The sequence below is a fragment of the Pontibacter sp. E15-1 genome (assembly GCF_022601975.1).
Taxonomy (GTDB): domain Bacteria; phylum Bacteroidota; class Bacteroidia; order Cytophagales; family Hymenobacteraceae; genus Pontibacter.
The window spans coordinates 156401-174637 of the sequence record NZ_JAKVIR010000008.1 but is presented as its reverse complement, the minus strand read 5'-3'; the positions used below and the strand labels follow the sequence as shown (position 1 = coordinate 174637).

The 18237-nt window shown below is 54.0% G+C and carries 12 protein-coding genes and 3 tRNA genes; 6 read left to right on the top strand and 9 right to left on the bottom strand.

Going from position 1 to position 18237, the window contains the following annotated elements; translation table 11 throughout:
- Positions 1-40: 40 nt before the first annotated feature.
- Positions 41-778 carry an SH3 domain-containing protein gene (locus MKJ04_RS07445; RefSeq protein WP_241640957.1) on the bottom strand — a complete coding sequence of 246 codons (738 nt, stop codon included), beginning with the start codon at positions 776-778 and terminating at the stop codon, positions 41-43.
- 73 nt (positions 779-851) lie between these two features.
- On the opposite strand from MKJ04_RS07445, the gene MKJ04_RS07440 reads away from it, so the two are divergent.
- From MKJ04_RS07440 to MKJ04_RS07430, 3 genes are all read left to right on the top strand, one after another.
- A tRNA-Lys gene (locus MKJ04_RS07440) sits at positions 852-924 on the top strand.
- A gap of 152 nt (positions 925-1076) precedes the next feature.
- Positions 1077-1149, top strand: a tRNA-Lys gene (locus MKJ04_RS07435).
- Positions 1150-1272: 123 nt separating this feature from the next.
- Positions 1273-1887, top strand: a complete 615-nt coding sequence (locus MKJ04_RS07430; protein WP_241640956.1) for a DUF4403 family protein — start codon at positions 1273-1275, stop codon at positions 1885-1887.
- Positions 1888-2036: 149 nt separating this feature from the next.
- Here the strand turns inward: MKJ04_RS07430 and MKJ04_RS07425 are convergent, their stop codons facing one another.
- Together MKJ04_RS07425 and MKJ04_RS07420 are read right to left on the bottom strand one after the other, a co-directional pair.
- Positions 2037-3401: a hypothetical protein gene (locus MKJ04_RS07425; RefSeq protein WP_241640955.1), complete on the bottom strand. Its 1365-nt coding sequence runs from the start codon at positions 3399-3401 to the stop codon at positions 2037-2039.
- 9 nt (positions 3402-3410) lie between these two features.
- Positions 3411-4169, bottom strand: a complete 759-nt coding sequence (locus MKJ04_RS07420) for an ABC transporter ATP-binding protein (RefSeq protein ID WP_241640954.1) — start codon at positions 4167-4169, stop codon at positions 3411-3413.
- A 298-nt stretch (positions 4170-4467) separates the two neighbouring features.
- Between MKJ04_RS07420 and MKJ04_RS07415 the strand changes: the two genes are divergently transcribed.
- Positions 4468-4549: transfer RNA gene (locus MKJ04_RS07415), tRNA-Leu, on the top strand.
- A gap of 459 nt (positions 4550-5008) precedes the next feature.
- Here the strand turns inward: MKJ04_RS07415 and MKJ04_RS07410 are convergent.
- The 5 genes from MKJ04_RS07410 to MKJ04_RS07390 form a co-directional block, all read right to left on the bottom strand.
- Positions 5009-6583 (bottom strand): NFACT RNA binding domain-containing protein, encoded by a 1575-nt coding sequence (locus MKJ04_RS07410; RefSeq protein ID WP_241640953.1) that lies wholly within the window; start codon positions 6581-6583, stop codon positions 5009-5011.
- Positions 6584-6779: 196 nt separating this feature from the next.
- Positions 6780-7541: an MBL fold metallo-hydrolase gene (locus MKJ04_RS07405; protein WP_241640952.1), complete on the bottom strand. Its 762-nt coding sequence runs from the start codon at positions 7539-7541 to the stop codon at positions 6780-6782.
- On the bottom strand, positions 7538-7813 hold the full coding sequence (locus MKJ04_RS07400) for a hypothetical protein (protein WP_241640951.1): 276 nt from the start codon (positions 7811-7813) through the stop codon (positions 7538-7540). The genes MKJ04_RS07405 and MKJ04_RS07400 overlap by 4 nt, the downstream gene beginning before the upstream one ends.
- Positions 7814-8194, bottom strand: a complete 381-nt coding sequence (locus tag MKJ04_RS07395; RefSeq protein ID WP_241640950.1) for a response regulator — start codon at positions 8192-8194, stop codon at positions 7814-7816. It abuts the gene before it with no gap.
- Positions 8195-8197: 3 nt separating this feature from the next.
- Entirely contained in the window at positions 8198-13390 is a 5193-nt protein-coding gene (locus MKJ04_RS07390; RefSeq protein WP_241640949.1) for a PAS domain S-box protein, read from the bottom strand.
- A 401-nt stretch (positions 13391-13791) separates the two neighbouring features.
- Here MKJ04_RS07390 and MKJ04_RS07385 point away from each other — a divergent pair, with 401 nt between their 5' ends.
- Positions 13792-14883 (top strand): glycosyltransferase, encoded by a 1092-nt coding sequence (locus tag MKJ04_RS07385; protein ID WP_241640948.1) that lies wholly within the window; start codon positions 13792-13794, stop codon positions 14881-14883.
- Complete coding sequence (gene miaA / locus MKJ04_RS07380; RefSeq protein WP_241640947.1) at positions 14871-15797, top strand: tRNA (adenosine(37)-N6)-dimethylallyltransferase MiaA; 927 nt, start codon at positions 14871-14873, stop codon at positions 15795-15797. Before MKJ04_RS07385 ends, miaA begins: the two co-directional genes overlap by 13 nt.
- Before the next feature lie 59 nt (positions 15798-15856).
- Here the strand turns inward: miaA and MKJ04_RS07375 are convergent, their stop codons facing one another.
- Positions 15857-18211, bottom strand: a complete 2355-nt coding sequence (locus tag MKJ04_RS07375; RefSeq protein WP_241640946.1) for a BamA/TamA family outer membrane protein — start codon at positions 18209-18211, stop codon at positions 15857-15859.
- Positions 18212-18237 lie beyond the last annotated feature (26 nt).

The window sequence follows — 18237 nt, the reverse complement described above, 5'->3', positions numbered from 1 at the left end:
GAGTTTTGTGATTTATCTTGCGCAACTGCTTTAACATGCGTTAGGGCAGCTCCAGCACATTACTTTTCCGGATATAGGCTTTGTTTCCTTTCCAGCGGATCTCATACCAGATGTCCTCCTCCCCGCGAATCGGCACTTTGTGGCCCTCCGAGGCGGTGGCAAGCCAGGTGCCCCCGGCGGAAGGGGCCGACATGATCGCAACATTGCTTCTCCTGATGATGCCGGCACTGCCCAGGTCGAGGTAGTTGATGTAGTACAGGATAAAGAACAGGTACAGCAGAAAGCCCACCTTGAAGGTTTTGCTGAAAGCGTGCCCCTTGCGCCAACTGAAAAACATGACGGTGGCGGTCACCACGGCGGTCAGCAGCATGAGTTCCAGGATGCGCATGTAGTGCTTGCTGAGCTGCGTCTTGAAGAACTGCAGGTCGTTGTACTCATACCCCTGCAGGCGGTGGGCCTGGGCAAGTTCCTCCATTTTCCGGAGCACAGACCGGCTAGGCTCTTTCGTGTAAAAAAGGTGAAGGTAGTACATGGCCGATGTATAATCTTGCAAGCCTTCTTCAATGTAGGCCATCTTCAGGAGCATCTGCGGGGAGTAGAGCTGCTGCTGGTCCAGGATCTGTTCGTAAATTGGGAGGGCCTCCAGGTAATGCTGGTTTTGGAAGAGAGAATCTGCCGTCAGGAGCTGATTTTTATCTGCCTGAGCAGTAGCTGGTTTTGCAAACGACAACGAAAAAATGCCTAGAATGGCAGATATTTTGAACAGGATGTTTTGCATTTAAGTTCTGAGCTGTTACTTTTGCATCGCAATTCAGGGGAACGCCTTGAGGTAGCAAGTTAAGAAATAAACTGATTCTGTAGCTCAGCTGGTAGAGCAATACACTTTTAATGTATGGGTCCTGGGTTCGAATCCCAGCGGGATCACTGAAAGAAACAAGCCTTTTTCTGAGGCAAAAAAATCGTTTCGTCACCTCTTCTGCCAAACGGGCAAAAGGATAAAAACAGCAGAAATTAATTTTGGTAATCTGAAATTAAGCTTCTATTTTTGCACTCCCAACAACGGGAAAACAAGTACCGATTCTGTAGCTCAGCTGGTAGAGCAATACACTTTTAATGTATGGGTCCTGGGTTCGAATCCCAGCGGGATCACTTCTAAAGCCTCAAACGAAAGTTTGAGGCTTTTTTATTTCCGAATAGCGCCTTCCCTTCAGCTTATTGCCCGGGCGCACGCCTTTTCCGATTTCCAAAAAATGCACTATCTTCCACTCACTTATGGAAAACCCAATCAAGATCCGTGTGCCGATAGCCATTTCATACCCTGCCCTGCAAGGGGTGCTGCAGAAACAACTGGTGGGCGAAGTTATACCTAAGCCTGAGGCTGGCAACGACACTGCGCCCTATGCCAAAATCCTGAACGTGGCAATAGCAGGAAGCAGCACAGAGGCTTATGATCTAGACCTCAGGGTGAAGCTGCGCATCCTCCGGACAGTGCTGAAGCGCGACGAGGTTGACCTGCACGTGCTGGCCGCGGTAGGTTATGACAATGCCGCCCAGCAACTCTTCGTTCGGAAGTTCAGGCTGAAATCGCTGACCTCCAGCGGATTCTATAACACGGCTTTGGAGGTGCTGGCAAACAAAGTGGCCTATACCCAGATTCTGAACAAGGCGCGGGTTCATCTTAATGAGATTATCTCAGCAGAGATTGAAAAAGTAAACGGTATGTTAGAAAAAGGCCTCGACGTGAAAGGAGCAACGCTGCTTGGGAAGGTAAAAGAGGTAACTATGCAGGACATCGTGCCGCAACCGGATCAGGTGACGCTTACGTTTGAGTTGCAGGGAAGCCTGGAGGTAAGCATTTCGGATCTGCTCAGCCTCATGCCAGCCTAGCTGCATTAAGCTAGCATTGCCCCTTCTGAACAGCGCCTGCCGTGAGACGCACCGGCTTCTTCAAAACAAACCACTGCTTTTTGCCGAAGCCAGCGACTGTGCTTGCTGGTATAGCATCCCGTTTCCCGCGATCAAAGCGAACAGCGCCGTTACGCATCTACTTTATACAGTGCCTCGAAGAGTTTGTGCTTATACGCACCATACTCTCTCAGAACGGCTACCAGCGCGAAAAACGCCCCGCCGATCAGCAAGGGGTATAACAGGTAAAGCAGCGGATGGATACGGGGCAGAAAAAGCAGGCTGAACAAGGCGATGGAGGTGAAGTTGTAGAGGTATGAGGTTTTCGCGCTGAAGCTAAAGATACCCCCTTTCACCGGCTTCGGGCTCACGATAGAGGCAATAATCCCCAGTGGCGTCAGCACCAGAATGGCGGCGAGGTACATCAGGACGATGAACAAGGCGCTTTCGTGGTTGAAGAACGTGACATACGCAAAGGTCAGCACGGCGTCCATCAGCAGCGGCACACGCAAAGGCAGCAGGCTCGCCCAGATCACATCTCTATACGTGCCGTTGCCGCGCTCCACTGTGAGCCACAGGTTGCGGTAGAAACCCCAGCTGTTGTTAAACACATAGGTGAAAATCACCAGGGGGCCCACAAACATCCACATCGACGCGATCTGGTCAAAGAGGTGATCGCCCTTGCGAAGGTATACAGTGGCGTCCAGCGCCAGGATAATGGCCTTAAAGATCAGCCCAAACAGGAGCATCTGTTTGGCAAGCCGATGGTTTTTGAAGAGACGCCAGCCCAGGCTGCGGCGGGCCGTGCTGCTGTAACTAACCTCTTTGCGCCGTGGCTCTGTCGCCGCCAGCTCCAGAAAATAATTGGCGGCGACAAAAAAGCCGAGTGCCGCCATGTGCACGATCTGTACCAGCCAGTCGGCGCTTGGCCTGAACATGGGCACCCGCGCCTGCAAAGCCACAAAGGCCGCCGCCATAACCGCCGCCATAAAAAAATAACGGTGGCCCCAGCGCATTTTCCGCTCTACAAACACTTGCAGGGAGCGCAAGGTAATGTGCGCCGTCAGGACTACGAGCAGGCTCTGTAGCAGCGCTGCTACCCCATACGCAGGCGACATCATGAACAGAAAGAAAAGGAAGTTCAGGACGATGAAATAGAACGGCGAGACGAACTCTACTAAAACCTCGGTTCGGAATTTTTGTAAGGGCGGGATGGGGTATATGCGCTGGATGATGGCGGCCTTCTGAACGTAGGACGGGAAAAACCCCTTTAGGATGATGATCGCCAGCAGCATGAGGTTGGTATACTCCAGCAATTGGGGCACACTCTGTTTGAGCGCGCCTCCGTCCTGTGCCTGTTGCAGTAGATACGTGAATAGCCAGCTATACGCGCCTGCCAGCACAATGCCCAGCGAAAGCAGCATCGCACGCTGCTCCTTTTTGTGGCGGAAGAAGCCCGCCACTCTGGCGCGGCAGGAGAAAAGTAATAAATCCATAGCGAAAGGTTAGCTAAGCATCCAGTCCATGTTGGTTTCCGGGTTGTGGTGCGGGAGAAGCAGCTGAAACAGGGCCTGGTCGATCACGTTGGCCCCGTTCATGGTGAACTCCTGCACCGAGCCGTTATACATCAGTTGCCCGTCGTTGAGCACGCCGATGTGCGTGGCCACCTTCTCCACATAGTTCAGGTCATGCGACGAGATGAGGATGACGCGGCTGGCGTTGCGGTAGCTGCGGATGAGGTGAACAAGCAGCTGCGCCGCAATCGGGTCCAGGCCAGTGAAAGGCTCGTCCAGCACGAGCACCTGCGGCTTGTGCAGGATGGCAGCGGCAATGCCCACTTTCTTCTTCATGCCCGTAGAGTAGCCCGCGATGTTCTTGTGTAAAGCGTCCTGGTCGGAGAAGAAATAATTCGTGAGGCTGGCAATGCGCTGCTCGCTTTCCTGGGGGGAGAGGCGGTAGAGTTTTGCCACAAAGTTGAGGTACTCCAAACCGGTGAACTCTTCAATCAGTGGGTTGTCTTCGCAAAGGGCCCCCAGATTTTGCTTCACGGCAAGCGCATTGTGGGTATAATTTTTATCAAAAAGCGAAATTGAACCCGCATCCGGCGGGATCAGGTCAAGAATGCAATTCAGTAAAGTGCTTTTCCCGACACCGTTCTTGCCAAGGAGGCAGTAGCATTGGCCCGGCTCGACGGTCACGGAGAGGTCTTTTAACACGTGTTTTCTTCCAAACGCCTTTGATAATCCGCTTATAGCTATACTCATATCTTTTTCTGTAAGAAATGGCTACTCAAATTTACGCATCTGCCGGGTGGGCAGCGGGGTATAAAAGTAAGTATAAAGCCATTGTTGTCCTACAAAAAGAAAAGGCAGGTTCTTGTAATGTTTATACTTTCTGTTGTACCACAGGTATGCTGATGCTGTATAAGTATTAACACAGCTGCGAATTTAAAGTTCTAGCAATGCGATATTTAGCTTTTTGGGGCTAATAATCCTTAAAATATGGCGAAGAGACGTTGCAAATGTCAGTCGGCCTCTTTACTTTTGCAACCACATTTTACCTGCGCACGTGGTGAAACTGGTAGACACGCCATCTTGAGGGGGTGGTGCCTTCGGGTGTGGGAGTTCGAATCTCCCCGCGCGCACATCTTACTGCTGATGCCCTCCATCAGCTAAACACAAAAAGCAGCGGAAGCTGCTTTTTGTGTTTTAATTCCCACTAATAATTTCCGATCCAAAAATACCGCCTGGTATACGCGCCGGTTTCAGCGTCATCTCATACAGGTATAAATCTACGTGATCTTCGGGAATCATAGCGTTTATTTCAAAACTCGTAACCGGTTGTTTTATAGCTTGCCTTGCGCTCCACGCCCGCTGGGGCGCGTTTTCCCGCTCGGCGCTGTGTACATTTCCTGCCTAACGGCTGCCACTGACGTGGCATCGGAAATCTACAAATAGAGACCCCCTACCCCCGGCGCCTCTCGGAAAAACTGGGAATCATTTTGCCCTGATCTGGCTAAACCATACTTCCCCAAAGCAAAAAAACTCATTTGAATGCAGGTTATCGTACAGCAATTCCCGAATTCACGTTAAATCAGTATTGCCTATCGGGCGAGGTTTGCGAAGGGGTTCTCGGGCTTTACCAGCAGCACCTTCTCGCGCTCGACCACCACAGCTCCGGGCGCAGACCCTTTGGGCTTGCGCACCCACTTCTTAGGGGTATAAATGACGGGGCAGAGGGTGTCGTTTTTGCGCTTGCTGTAATAGGCGGCCAGCTGCGCGGCCTTCTCCAGCACAGTTACAGGCACGGTTTTGCCCGCCTGGTGCTTGATGACCACATGCGAGCCGGAGACGTCCTTGGCGTGTAGCCAGAGGTCCTCTTTGTAGGTATGCCGCTGCGTAAGGGTGTCGTTGTTGCGGGCACTCTTGCCCACCAGTATCCGGAAACCCTCCGTCTCAAACAATCGGAACGGGATCTCCTGCTGCTCCTGCTGCTTGGTGGTCAGCAGATGGCTGTAGTCGCGGAGGTACTGCTTGAGCTGCTTGTAGTCCTGCACGGTGGCGAGTGCCTGCAGCGCGTCTTCCAGCACGATGGCCTCTTCCAGCTTGCGTTCGGTTTTCTCCTCCAGTTGCTTTACCTCCACGTGCTGGTTCTTGGCTTTTCGGTAGAGGCGCTCCGCTACTTTCTGGGGCGTTTCGTGCTGCTTTAGCTTATACATCCGCTGCTGGTCGGTATAAAAGTCATACAGCTCCACCTCAGTGGCCCTTGGCGGGATGTTGGTCAGGTTGGCCATGATCACGTCTGCCGTCTGGCCGTACGACTTGTTGTGGCGCAGCTCCTGCAGTTTTTCTCCCGCCTGCTCCAGTACCGCCTGTGTGATGTGCAGCTTGCGTTCCAGTTGCTGCCTGGCCTGGCTATACTGGCGTTCAAAGCCGGTCTCGGACAGATACCGGCGGGTATAGACGTTGAGCGCTTCCACCGGATCCTGCAGTGTCTCCACCACTTCGCCCAGCTCCAGCAGCGAGAGCCGTAACTTCCCGCCCCACCGGATGATGTAGTAGCGCGCGGGCGCTTCGAGTATCTCAAGCATCCGCTGCACCAGTTCCCATTGCTGCGCAAGCGGTTGCTGGCTGTAGTTCTGCTGGGCCAGGTAGGCCGCCGGCAGATCGCCGAACGTGGGATATAGCTTGCGCACATTGCCAGCTGCCGCCACAAACGCCTCGTAGTTCTGCGCCAGGGGCCGGTTCATGGCAAGAGGGTCCAGGTCGGCGTCAGTGCCGAACTTATTATGGAACAACTCCAGCGGCGCGCCATCCTGATAGAGGACAATGTTAGACCTGTTGCCGAAAAGCTTGAAAAGCAGGGTATAACCTTCCGTAAAGCTCAGGTAAAAGCTCCGTTCGTTCAGGTGCTGCACCACATCCTCCACAGCCTGCCCATGCAGCGGGTGCAGCAGCTCCACGGTGTTCGCGCGTGCGCGCCTAAAGTCAGTGGGGAAGGAGAGGGACGAGAAATGAGAGGTGAGCAGGACACGAATATAGATCTCCTGACTGTCTTTGGCGAAGCCCAGCACAAGCTCGTCTTTGTTCTGGCTAAAAGCAGTGACGGCCTGCATCCCCAGCAGCGTGGGGCGCAGCGCCTGTGTCAGTTGCCTTAAAAAGTAGTAGTTCTGGTGCATGGTTCAGGGATGAAAGTGCTTTCAATCGTAGCACGTAGCACGACACACGATAAACGATACACGAATAAGTATAAAATCGCTGAAAGCCTCTCCCGTTTATGGATTCTATCTTTCAAGAAAAATGGCCTATGACATCGACAGACGCCTCTATCGTGTATCGTATTTCGTGATACGTGTGTCGTGCTACGTGTACGTGCTACAAATCAATCTGCAGGCCATCGTAGCCTAAGCGTATAAAGTCGGGGAGTTGTGGCTCTACCTCGCGGTGCTGCCCGAGCAGATGGCTGATGTGCGTGAGGTAGGCTTTCTCAGGCTGAAGCTCTTCGAGCAGGTTGATGGCCTCCTGCAGCGAGAAGTGGGAGATGTGCGGCTCTTGGCGCAGTGCGTTCAGCACGATCACTTTAGAGCCTCTTACCTTCTCTTTCTCCTCCTCGGATATATAGTTGGCATCGGTGATGTAGGTGAAGTCGCCGACACGGTACCCATACACGGGCAGCTTGTAGTGCATCACCCGGATAGGTATAAACGGTACGCCCTCCACCTCAAACGGCTGGTTATCGATCGGGTGCAACTGCACCTTCGGGATGCCGGGGTATTTGTAATCGGAGAAGATGTAAGCGAACTCTTTTTTAAGCTGCCCCAGCACGCGCTCCTCGGCGTAAATGGGCATGTCTTTGTGCTGCGAGAAGTTGTAGGCGCGGATGTCGTCGAGGCCGGCGGTGTGGTCTTTGTGCTCGTGGGTAAACACGAGGGCGTCCAGCGTTTTGATGCGCTCGCGCAGCACCTGCTGCCTGAAATCAGGGCCTGTGTCGATGATGATGCTCTTGCCGCCTACCTGCAGGTGCACCGAAACGCGCAGACGCTTGTCGCGGTAGTCCACAGAGCGGCAAACCTCGCAGGTACACCCGATTACGGGTACTCCCTGCGAGGTGCCAGTGCCTAATAACGTTACTCTCAAGTGGCGTTGTCCTGTTTGCGAATGTCTAGGTATAAAGCTCGGTTTTTATCGCTCAGCCGGCTTTCGTCTACTGCAATGGTGCGAAGGATCTCGTAGAGGCAGTTGATCTTGCCCTCCAGGCTGTAGTATTTGTTTACCACAGCCACCTTCATGTCCTTCAGCAGGCAATAGCCCGCCTTGAAATTCCCTTTTTCGTAGCGCAGCACAAAGTCGGACTCTGCAAAAATATCCTCCAGCTTGCTTAAGAATGGCCGCGTGTACTTTAGTACCATTTATTCTGCAGTGTATTTTTTAACGGTGGTCACCAGAGCGTCGAAGTCCAACGGCTTGGGCAGGTAGTCGTTGATGCCTGCCTCCTTAAAGTCGTCCATGCTGTAGTTGTTGGCGTTGCCCGTCACGGCGATGATCGGAATCTTGGCGATCTCCGGGTTCTCGTGTGCCCTAATCTCGCGGGTACAGTCCATGCCGCTTTTCACGGGGATGTTGAGGTCCATCAGGATGGCGTCAATCTTGTTGTTCTCCACTTGCTTGATCACCTCGCCGCCGTTTTTGGCGGTCAGGATCTTGTATTTCTGGAGTTCCAGAATCTTTTTCGTCAGGTTGAGGATTACCGAGCTATCCTCAGCGATCAAAATAGTCTTATTTTCAGCCATGTGCTAAGAGAGTATAATTTCTTTATATGATTTTCTGTAAGTTTCGTAATAGGACTGCAATTTGGAGAAATTTTCTTCTACATGCTCCAAATGATCTGCTTTAATATCATGCTCCATTTGCTTGGCCAGCTCCGCGACTGAGGTTATTCCGAGCGTGAAGCCAGTGCCTTTCAACTGATGCAATGTACTCAATATAGCTTTGTAATCTTGAGACTCCAAATCTTTTTTAATCTCCTCAAGCAGTACGGCGGCTTCTTCCTCAAACTCGGTATACAGTTGCTCCACAAACTCATCTCCGCCAATCAGTTTCAGCTGCTCCACCACGCCCATATCAATCACCTCCATGCCTTCCACTGCTTCCTCCTCCTGTTCGCCCTCCACATCAGTAGCTTCGGAAGCTTGCTGGCCATACCAGTTCTGCTGCTCCCACTTCACGATAACGGTGTGCAAATCAATGCTTTTTACAGGTTTCGACACGTAGTCATCCATCCCCTGGCTCATGAATTTCTCGGCGTCGTCTTTCATAGAATACGCGGTCATGGCCACAATGGGGGGGCATTTCTCCCCTAATTTCTCCTTGATGATATTTGTCGCCGTCACGCCGTCCATCTCGGGCATCTGGATGTCCATGAAAATGATGTTGTAAGCGTGCGTGGTCGCCATCTCAATGGCTTCATACCCGTTGGAGGCGATGTTGGTGACACAGCCAAGCCGCTCCAACAGCTTTTGGGCCACTTTCTGGTTAATTTGGTTGTCGTCCACCAGCAGCACATAGGGCGAGTTCTGCAGGGTCTGCATCTCGAGTTTATGCTGCTGCTGCCGTTGCTGCTGCTCGGCCACCTCAGGGCATGTGGCCAGCCGCACTTTAATATGGAACCAGAATACGCTGCCCTCCGCACCCTTGGATTCTACGCCTATGTCGCCGCCCAGCAGCTTTGTCAGTTGCCGCGAAATGGCCAGCCCCAGTCCCGTGCCCCCAAAGATTTTCGTGGACGAGTTGTCCAGCTGCATAAAGTCGTTGAAGAGCAGTTGCTGGTCTTCCGGGGAAATGCCGATGCCGGAGTCTTTCACGCGCACGTGCAGCCGGTAGTAGCCATCCTCCAGCAACTCAGCGTCGAGGCCGATGCTCACCTTGCCCGCGTTCGTAAACTTGATGGCGTTGGAGGTGAGGTTCGACAGCACCTGCAGCAAGCGCGTTTCGTCGGTATAGATATGGCGCGGCGTATCGGGCGATATCGTGTAGGTGAAGTCGAGGTCTTTCTGCTGCGCCCTGTTCACGAAGAGCGAATAAATCTTGTTCAGCGTCTCGTGCAGGTCCACGCCTGTCTCGTGCAGCACCAGCTTGTCGGCCTGTATCTTGCTCAGGTCCAGGATGTCGTTCAGGATGGCCAGCAGGGCATCCGAAGATTTCCGCAGCGTGTCGATGTACTCGCTCTGCTCCGGGTCGGTGTTTATCTGGTTGAGCAGGTCGATCATGCCGATGATGCCGTTCATCGGGGTGCGCAGCTCGTGGCTCATGTTGGCCAAAAACTGCGTCTTCACCTTCAGCAGGTTCTCGGCCTCTTCCTTCGACTTGAGCAGGGCAATCTGCGTGAGCTTTAGCTCCGACACGTCCCGGGCCACGCCTTCGAGCGCGGCGGGTTCGCCGTTCTCGTTGTAGACGAGCCGGGCATCGAGGATAACGGTTTTCAGGGTGCCGTCTTTAGTGCGCATCTCTACCTCAAAGTCGCGGATAGACTGCTCCACCAGCACACGATTGCGCAACTCATCCTGTTGCTCGGGGCGCACATAAAAGCGGCTCGACTTTGTGCCCAGCACCTCCTCCTCGCGGAAACCAAGCAGTTGGTAAATAGAGGGGCTCACCAGCAGCATGTTGCCGTCCAGCGAAGTGCGGTAGTATACATCCTGAAACGACTCGAAAATGTGCCGGAACTTTTCCTCGTTCTTGGCCAGGTCCAGCTGCGATGTCTTTTTGTCAGTGATATCCAGGGCCATACCCGACACTTCCTCAAAAGAGCCGTCGTCGAGGTAGATCGGGCTCAGGTATACCTCGCGCCAGACGTTGCTGTGGGGCAGGTAAATCTCGAAGTGCTGCGGGCGGCTGCTAAACACCTGCTTGTACTTGTCTTCCCAGAACTCGAACGAGTTGTCGTGCAGGTCCACGATCGTAGCGTCCTGCACGCTGGTGTAAGGTTTGAGCGTTTGCCCGCTCCGCTCCTCGAAACTGGCAGCGAAGTTGCGGTTAAAGGAAGTTAGCTCGTATTTGCGGTTCAGGGACCACATATGGTGCGTGCCGCTCTCAAAGATCGCGTTCAGGCGCGCATTCTGGTTGTTTATCTGTTCCTCGTTCCGCTTCCGCTCAATAGCCAGGGCCACCTGGTTCGATATGAAGTGCAGGATCTCGATGTCGGTGGGCACGTAGGCATCCGGGTTCTGGTAATCCTGCAGCGTAATCACGCCGATGATGCGGTCTCCGATGGCTAGTGGCGAGCAGAGGATAACCTCCGGGGTAGCGCCATAAGGGTTCAGCCCCTCGCGCTCCGCCAGTTCCAGCAGTTCTTGCTTCTGCATGTACAGCGGCTTGCCCGTTTTGATTATGTACTCTGACAGCCCTATGGAGAAAGGGCGGCGCAGATGCGTCTTGCTGGTTTTATCGATGAGCTGGTCGACCAGGTATACAAAGTCGAGGTACTTGTGCTCCCCATCCACCAGGGCAATGTAAATATTGCGCGTCTCGATAATCTTGCTTAGCTCGCGGTGGATGGCCGAGTACAGGGCGTTCAAGTCTTTGCTGCTGATGGCCAGGTTGGCAATGCTATAGTATACCTTCTGCAGGCGCTCTGCCTTAATGCGGTCGGTGATGTCGTGCAGGATGGCGCGTGTGGCCACCGGCTGGCCATCCTGCCAGCTGCAGTTGATACTGCCGATCAGGTGCACAGGCTTGCCGGCCTTGGTCAGGAACACCGTCTCGATCTTGTTTACATTCTCGCCCTTGTAGAGATTGCGCAGCTGGTATATAAACTTGGCCTTGTAATAGGGGTGGACGATGTCGTTAAGCGTCAGCGTCTCAATATCCTGGTCGGTATAGCCCAGCCGGTCTTTCCAGGCTTTGTTCACGAAGATAAACTTGTTGTCGACCGAGATGTTCTGGATAAGGTCGTGGGCGTTGTCGAAAAGGTCCTGCAGGCGGATTTTGTTGTCCTTCAGGGCCTCCATGGCAATGCGCTTGTCTGTCATGTCCTTGCCCACGCTGGTGATGCCCACAATCTGGCCCTCCTGGTTGTAGTCCAGCATGGCATTCCAGCGCAACGTCTTCACCTGCCCCGATTTCGTGACAATATCCCGCTCGTAATAGGAGCTCACCTTGCCTATCTCTATAGACTTCTGGAACTCTTCTAACTGGTGTGCCCGTTCGTGGGCAGGCACCAGCATTTCGAAGAAGCACTTACCCAGCAACTCCTCCTGCGCATATTCTACATATTTCAGGAAATAATCGTTGGTATGCTCGATGTTGCCTTTTATATCCAGGCTGAAATAAATCAGGTTTACTTTGTCGAGGAAGCTGCGGAACTGGTTCATCGACTCGTGCAGCACCTCTTCGCGCCGCTTGGCCAACTGGGCCTGCTTGCGTTGGGTCACGTCGCGCTTAAACGCCTGTATATAAAGCTCGTCCTGAATCACGATGCGACTCACGCTCAGCTCTACGTCCAGCAGCGAGCCGTCCTTGCGGCAGTTCTGCCACTCGAAGGTCATCGGCTGGCCCGTCTCGAGCACCTTTTCCATCAGCAACATCGCTCGAGTTTCTGAGCGGCGGCCGTCTGGCTGTATCTCAGGGGAGAACTCCAGGAGGCTGTGGCCGATCAGCTCCTCCTGGGTGCAACGGAAAAACTCCAATGCTTTTTGGTTGCATTCTACCACCAGGCCGTCTTTGAAAAGTAAAATCGCGTCGTACGAAGATTCGTAGAGCAAACGGTACCTGTCTTCCGAAAGCACGAGTTGCTGCCGGAGCTGGTGCCGCGCGATATAATTCCCGACGGTGGTCCCGATAAAATCGAGCAGGGCGGCAAATGAGCTACTAAGGCGGATTTGCTCCCCCTGCCACAGCAGCAACAGCGCCAGCACATCCTGTTCCGTCGTGACGGGCACCAGGATGAGTTTGCGGCGCAGCTCCCGCTGAAACTTTTCCTGCACCTGCGCAAGGGCAGTTGGCTTCTCCTGCGTCAGGAGCTGTGCCATCAGCTCTGGGGCAAGCGCAAGCTCTGCCGGCATCAGTTGGTCCGTCACGTCTCCGGTGGCGTACGTGAAAACCGCCTTCCCTTCAGGCAGGCAGGTATAAACGCAGCCACCCGCCATGTCGCTTTTCTCCAGCAACTCGTCCAGCGTAAACTGCAGCACCTCATACTGGCTGTTGGAAGTGGATATGTTCGTAATCAGGTGGTTGATAAATTCCAGCTGATGGTTGCGGAAGCGCACATCCTGCTCCGTCCCGATGATGTCGTCCAGGTTTTTTACTGCGCCATACACTACCTGCTGTCCGGCAAACTCGCCTCGCTGCAGCATAATCTCCACCGGGAGCAGGTCTTCGTGGCTTATACCGTGGAGCCACCACTCAAACTTCTGCGCCTCGCCTTGCAGGGTCTTTTTTATCTGGTTTCGCAGCGTCACGCGTTCGAAGAGGTTGAGCGAGAAGCTGTTGAAAATAGGCTGGCCCACCAGTTCGTCTTTTTGCTGCTGCACCAGGGCAAGGGCACTGCGGTTGATGTCTATGAAGCAACCTGAGGCGTCGAGCAGAAAAAGCGGTTCCGTGCTTCCCTCAAACACCTGCTGGTAGCTGATGTCCTGCTTCGATCCAAGTGCGGTGGGATTGCCCTTGTCTGCCAACTCCACACAGAGAAACACCTCTTGCTGGAAGTCAACCAAGCGGCAGGTATACGTAACAAGCTTTTCTGTGTCAGGGGTATAGGTATGGGTTTTCCCGGAAACGATCAGCCGCTGCTGCAGCAAACCCACCATTTCCTGAAACTCCTCTGGGGTGAGGTGCAGGAGCTGCTGCACGGTGCCCGTGTGCGGCGCCCCCGCCGCGTCAGAAGGCCAAAAGCCCTCTAATTGGGCATTGGCGGCCAGCAGCTTACCGGCCGGCAGCGCCACTGCCACCCCATGAAAAGGCTGCGACAGCTGAGCCAATACCTGGAGCAAGGCGTCTGCTTGTTGGTCAAGTGGGGGTTTTGTTTCCCGATTGGGTATAAATGGCATCGTAATTTAATACTAGGTAAACCATGGCGCACTTGTATGGGCGCGCCAAAGGCTTATTAATTGTTTCTAAACTTAGCATTAAATTAGCAAATAATCGCGGCTCTATCTATCCTTGTGCCACATAAACATTCGCCAGCTATCGTAATTATGTATTTTTGACTTAAAATGTGCATTTTTAGCATCTGGATGTAGTTGTTCTAAAACTATTTTGATTTTTATAGTGGCCAAAAATAAATTTTTTGCACGATCAGAGCCCCTTTTTTGCAGCCAGAGCCTGCCTCCGGGCAAGCCGGGAACAGCAGGGGAGAGGGAAGAATGTCGTTAGTGGCACTGCCATACCCCGCATGAGAAAACTGCTATTTGCCGTCACCACCGACCTCAACCATGACCAGCGCATGCAGCGCATCTGCGGTTCGCTGGCCAGGCACGGCTACGCAGTGGAACTGGTGGGCCGCGAGAAGCCGGGCTCCGGCCCTCTGCAGCCGCAGCCATACCGGCAACACCGCCTGAAGTGCCGCTTCCACACGGGCAAACTTTTTTACCTGGAGTACATGTTTCGGTTATACCGCCACATTGCGCGCGGCCGCTACGATGCCTTTTGCGCCATCGACCTGGATACGGCTTTGCCGGTATACATGGCGGCAAAGCGGGCCGGGCGGCCCTTTATATATGATGCACACGAGTACTTTCCGGAGGTGATCGAGGTAACCGACAGGCCGCTTGTCAAGTGGGTATGGACGGCCGTGGAGCAGTTCATCGTCACCCGGACGCACCACGTCTACACGGTCACTCAGTCTATTGCGGATATCTTTGAGCGGAAGTATAACCGAAGGTTTGAGGTGATCCGGAATATGCCTCTTCTGGAGGTGCAGGGGCCTGCAGCATGCAGAGCGCCGCGCACCATCCTATACCAGGGCGCTGCGAACGCGGGGCGCGGGCTGGAACAACTGCTGCAGGCAATGGTCGGCCTGGATGCTCAGCTGGTTCTGTGCGGCGACGGCGACGTGCTCCCCCAACTTAAGCAACTGGCCGTTGCCATCGGGGTGGCGCACAAAGTGGAGTTCCGGGGGCAAGTGCTCCCTCATGAGCTGCTAAAAATCGCGCGCCAGTGCACTGTTGGCGTCATGCTGCTCGAGAACAAGGGGCTGAGTTATTATTACTCACTGGCCAACAAGTTCTTCGATTACATCCACGCCGGCCTGCCCCAGGTGGTGATTGACTTCCCGGAGTACCGGAAACTGAATGCGCTATACCAGGTTGGGTTGCTCACAGAGTTAACTGTAACTGAAATACAACATAAGATAGCGCTGTTGCTCTCAGATAAGGAGGTATACCAAGAGTTGGCCCGCAATTGTGAGGCGGCCAAAAAAACACTGAACTGGCAGCAGGAAGAAGCAAAGCTCCTTAATTTTTACGATCAGCTATGGCAGCAGTAGGCAAAGAAAAGCATTTGGTGGTGGTGGTGGGCCCGACCGCCGTGGGAAAGACCGACCTGTGCGTATACCTGGCAAAAAAGTATGCGGCAGAGATCATCTCGGCAGACTCGCGCCAGTTTTTCAGGGAGATGCGCATCGGCACGGCCAAGCCAAGCCCGGAAGAGCAGCAAGGCATACCCCATCATTTCATCGATTCCCACAGCATTGCGGAAGAGTATAACGCCGGGGGGTATGAGCAAGACGTGCTGGCGCTGCTACCCAAGCTGTTTGAGCAGCAGGATATCGTGATAATGACGGGAGGGTCGGGGTTGTACGTGCGGGCAGTGTGCGAGGGTATGGACGAAATGCCGGAAACGGACCTGGCCCTACGGGAGCGCCTCACGCACCAGTATGAACTGCAGGGCCTCCAGCCGCTGTTGGAGCAACTGCAGCTGCTGGACCCCGTTTACTTTGCCCAGGTGGATAAGGACAATCCGCAACGCGTGATCCGGGCGGTGGAAGTGTGCCTTTCCAGTGGCGCGCCCTATTCTTCATTCCGGAGAAACGGGCAGCGGGAGCGGCCATTCCACATCATCAAAATCGGCCTGACCCGCGACCGCGAAGACCTGTACCAGCGCATCAATCAACGCATGGACCAGATGCTGGCGCAGGGCTTGCTGGAGGAGGCGCGGGAACTATATCCGCACCGGAAACACAATGCCCTGCAGACAGTGGGGTATAAAGAGATTTTCGACTATCTGGATGGCCTATGTGACTGGGAGGAAGCCGTCCGGCTCCTGAAGCGCAACAGCCGCCGGTATGCCAAGCGCCAGCTTACCTGGTTTCGGAAAAACCCGGAGGAGTACACCTGGTTTCACCCGGGGCAACTACAGGAGATCGTAGCCTTTATTAACCAGCAAACCGACTTAAAATAAGGAAGGCAGTATACTGTATACCTGCTCCAATCCTTCAAACATCAGCCCTTTACAATACCTTAGAAAGGATACCCGATGCCGATGTTCAGCACCATGCTGTTCGTTCCACTGAAACTTCCGTTGAAGTCTTTCAGCACATTGCGCTCGCCTTTGGGCAGGTAGGGTGCCTGCACGGGTATACCCAGGTCAAGCCGGATCACAAAGAATTCCACATCAATGCGGAGACCCGCCCCGGTGCCGATCGCCAGCTCGCTTATGATATTGTTTGCCTCAAATTTCCCCCCGGGCTTCACCACGGTGCCATCGTCATTAAACGTGTCGCGCAGGAGCCAGATGTTTCCGGCATCCACAAACACAGCCCCTTTGAAGAACCCAAAAATCGGAAAGCGATACTCCAGGTTTCCGAGCAAGCGGATATCCCCCACCTGGTCGAAGTATGAAAACTGCTCTGACTCAGTGGGTATGTAGGTGCCCGGACCTACGCTACGTGCCCTGAAAGCCCGGATGCTGTTCGGTCCGCCCACAGAAAACTGCTTCACATAAGGCATGGTAGAGGAGTTGCCGTATGAAAACCCCGCGCCAGTCACGAGGCGGGCAACCAGTTGGCTTTCCTTCCCGATGTTCAGGTAGTAGCGGAAGTCGTTGTCGAGCATGACATACTGGGCATAGGGGTCGCTGATGAGGGTGCGCGGCGCATCGTCGGTAGGAGAGGAGGCACCGGCCAGCCCCTGCACCAGGCTCACCAGGTTGCCAGACAGATCCAGCGTCACGTTGTCGAAGAAATGGTTGGCGCGATCGGGCAGCATCTGATCACTGTATGTAACCTGGTAAATGGACCCGACAATGAATTGATTCTCGAAACTGCGTCGCAGGTATGGATTGTCCTCTAGTAGCTCTTGGAAGGCCGGGGAGGTGTTGCTCAGGCGCACATACTGCAGGTTGATGGGGGTGGCGTCGAACGTAAACCTTTGCGAGGGCCGCCAGTTGTAGCCATACGTGGCATTATAAGAGTTGAGCGAGAAAAAGTCTACCCGCTGCAAAAAGTCAAACCCAAGCCCCATGCGCGTCTGGGGCACAAATTCGGTACGCAGGTTGCGCAGGTTAAATGGCGAGACGATGCGTGGTATGGCAAGCTTCGCCTGCGCACCCAACTGGAAGGAGGTAAGGTTGCCGGTGCCCACCGTTTCCGTACCCTCCGGCGGGGTGCCTGCGCCCGTGTCTCCTGACCGCGTCTCGAAACTGCCTGTCAGGTTCAGGCTCAACAGCTCAGACCCATGAAAAGCGTTTCGATTCTGGAAGGAAACAGTTACGCCCGGCCCCACGAAGTTGTTGGACTTGCTGACCATCTGCACCTCTGCCCGGATAGACTTTTTCAAGGCGGGCGTCAGGTAGATGAAGGCATCCAGCTTGCCAATGTTTACCGTGTCAGGCTTATAATCGATGTTTACAAATTTGTAGGCTGGCAAACCCGCAAGACGCTTAGTAGTAAGCAAATGCTCCTGGCGTGTATACAGGCTGTCCTTGTCCAGGAAAACACCACGCAGCAGGTGGCGGGCCTTCACGTAGTTCTCATCCGGTATATAATGATAGCCTCTCACGTTAAGCGTATCGCTCGTGGAGAGGCTGTCGCCTACGGAGTAATTCGCCAAGATATAGATGTCATCGAGGGTATAAGGGCGGAGCGCCTGCGCGCTGGCTTCCCGCTTTACCCGAAGCAGTATATCGGCCTGCCGGTTGCCCACGGTGGTGTCCACGCTGAAAATCATCGTGTTCGGACTAAAATAATAGTAGCCTTTGTTTTTCAGCACCGCATCAATGCGCACGCGCTCCTGCGTCATGGTACCCAGGTCATAAGGGTCGTTTGGCTTCAGCAGCGACTCGCTCCATGTCTGTTTGATGTCCTGATGCACCGGCAGCGAGTCGTTCAGGGTATAGGCTACCTTGCGGATACGGTATGGCTCGCCCACTTTGGCCACCCAATCGATGGTGCCCATCTTCTTTTTAACGGTGGTGGTGCTGCCCACCTGATTGTTGAAATAACCACGGTTGTGCAGGCGGTTGCTCATGATCTGGCTCACGTTGCCGGTGTCTACTGCCGAAACCAGCACGGGAGGCTCCCCAAACTTCGTCATGATAAAATGTTTGAGTCCTTTCTCCTTCTTTGTGTAAAAGGCGTTGTAAATCCCGAGCTTGGGGCGCCAGCCAAGGATGGAGGCGTTGGGTTGGGGGCGCACCACCGGGCTCAGTTCCACCTCCATGTCTCCCTGCCGCTTGCTGCTGTCTTTCTCCCCTTTTACTTTCACACTGTAACCCGCAAACAGGGCATCGCCCTCCGGAATTGTTTTGGTGCTGTTGCAGCTCCATATGGCCAGCAGCAGCAGAATAAAGGGCAGCTGAAAATATTTGTTTCGCATGGCAGCGCGCATTGGGTATATCATGG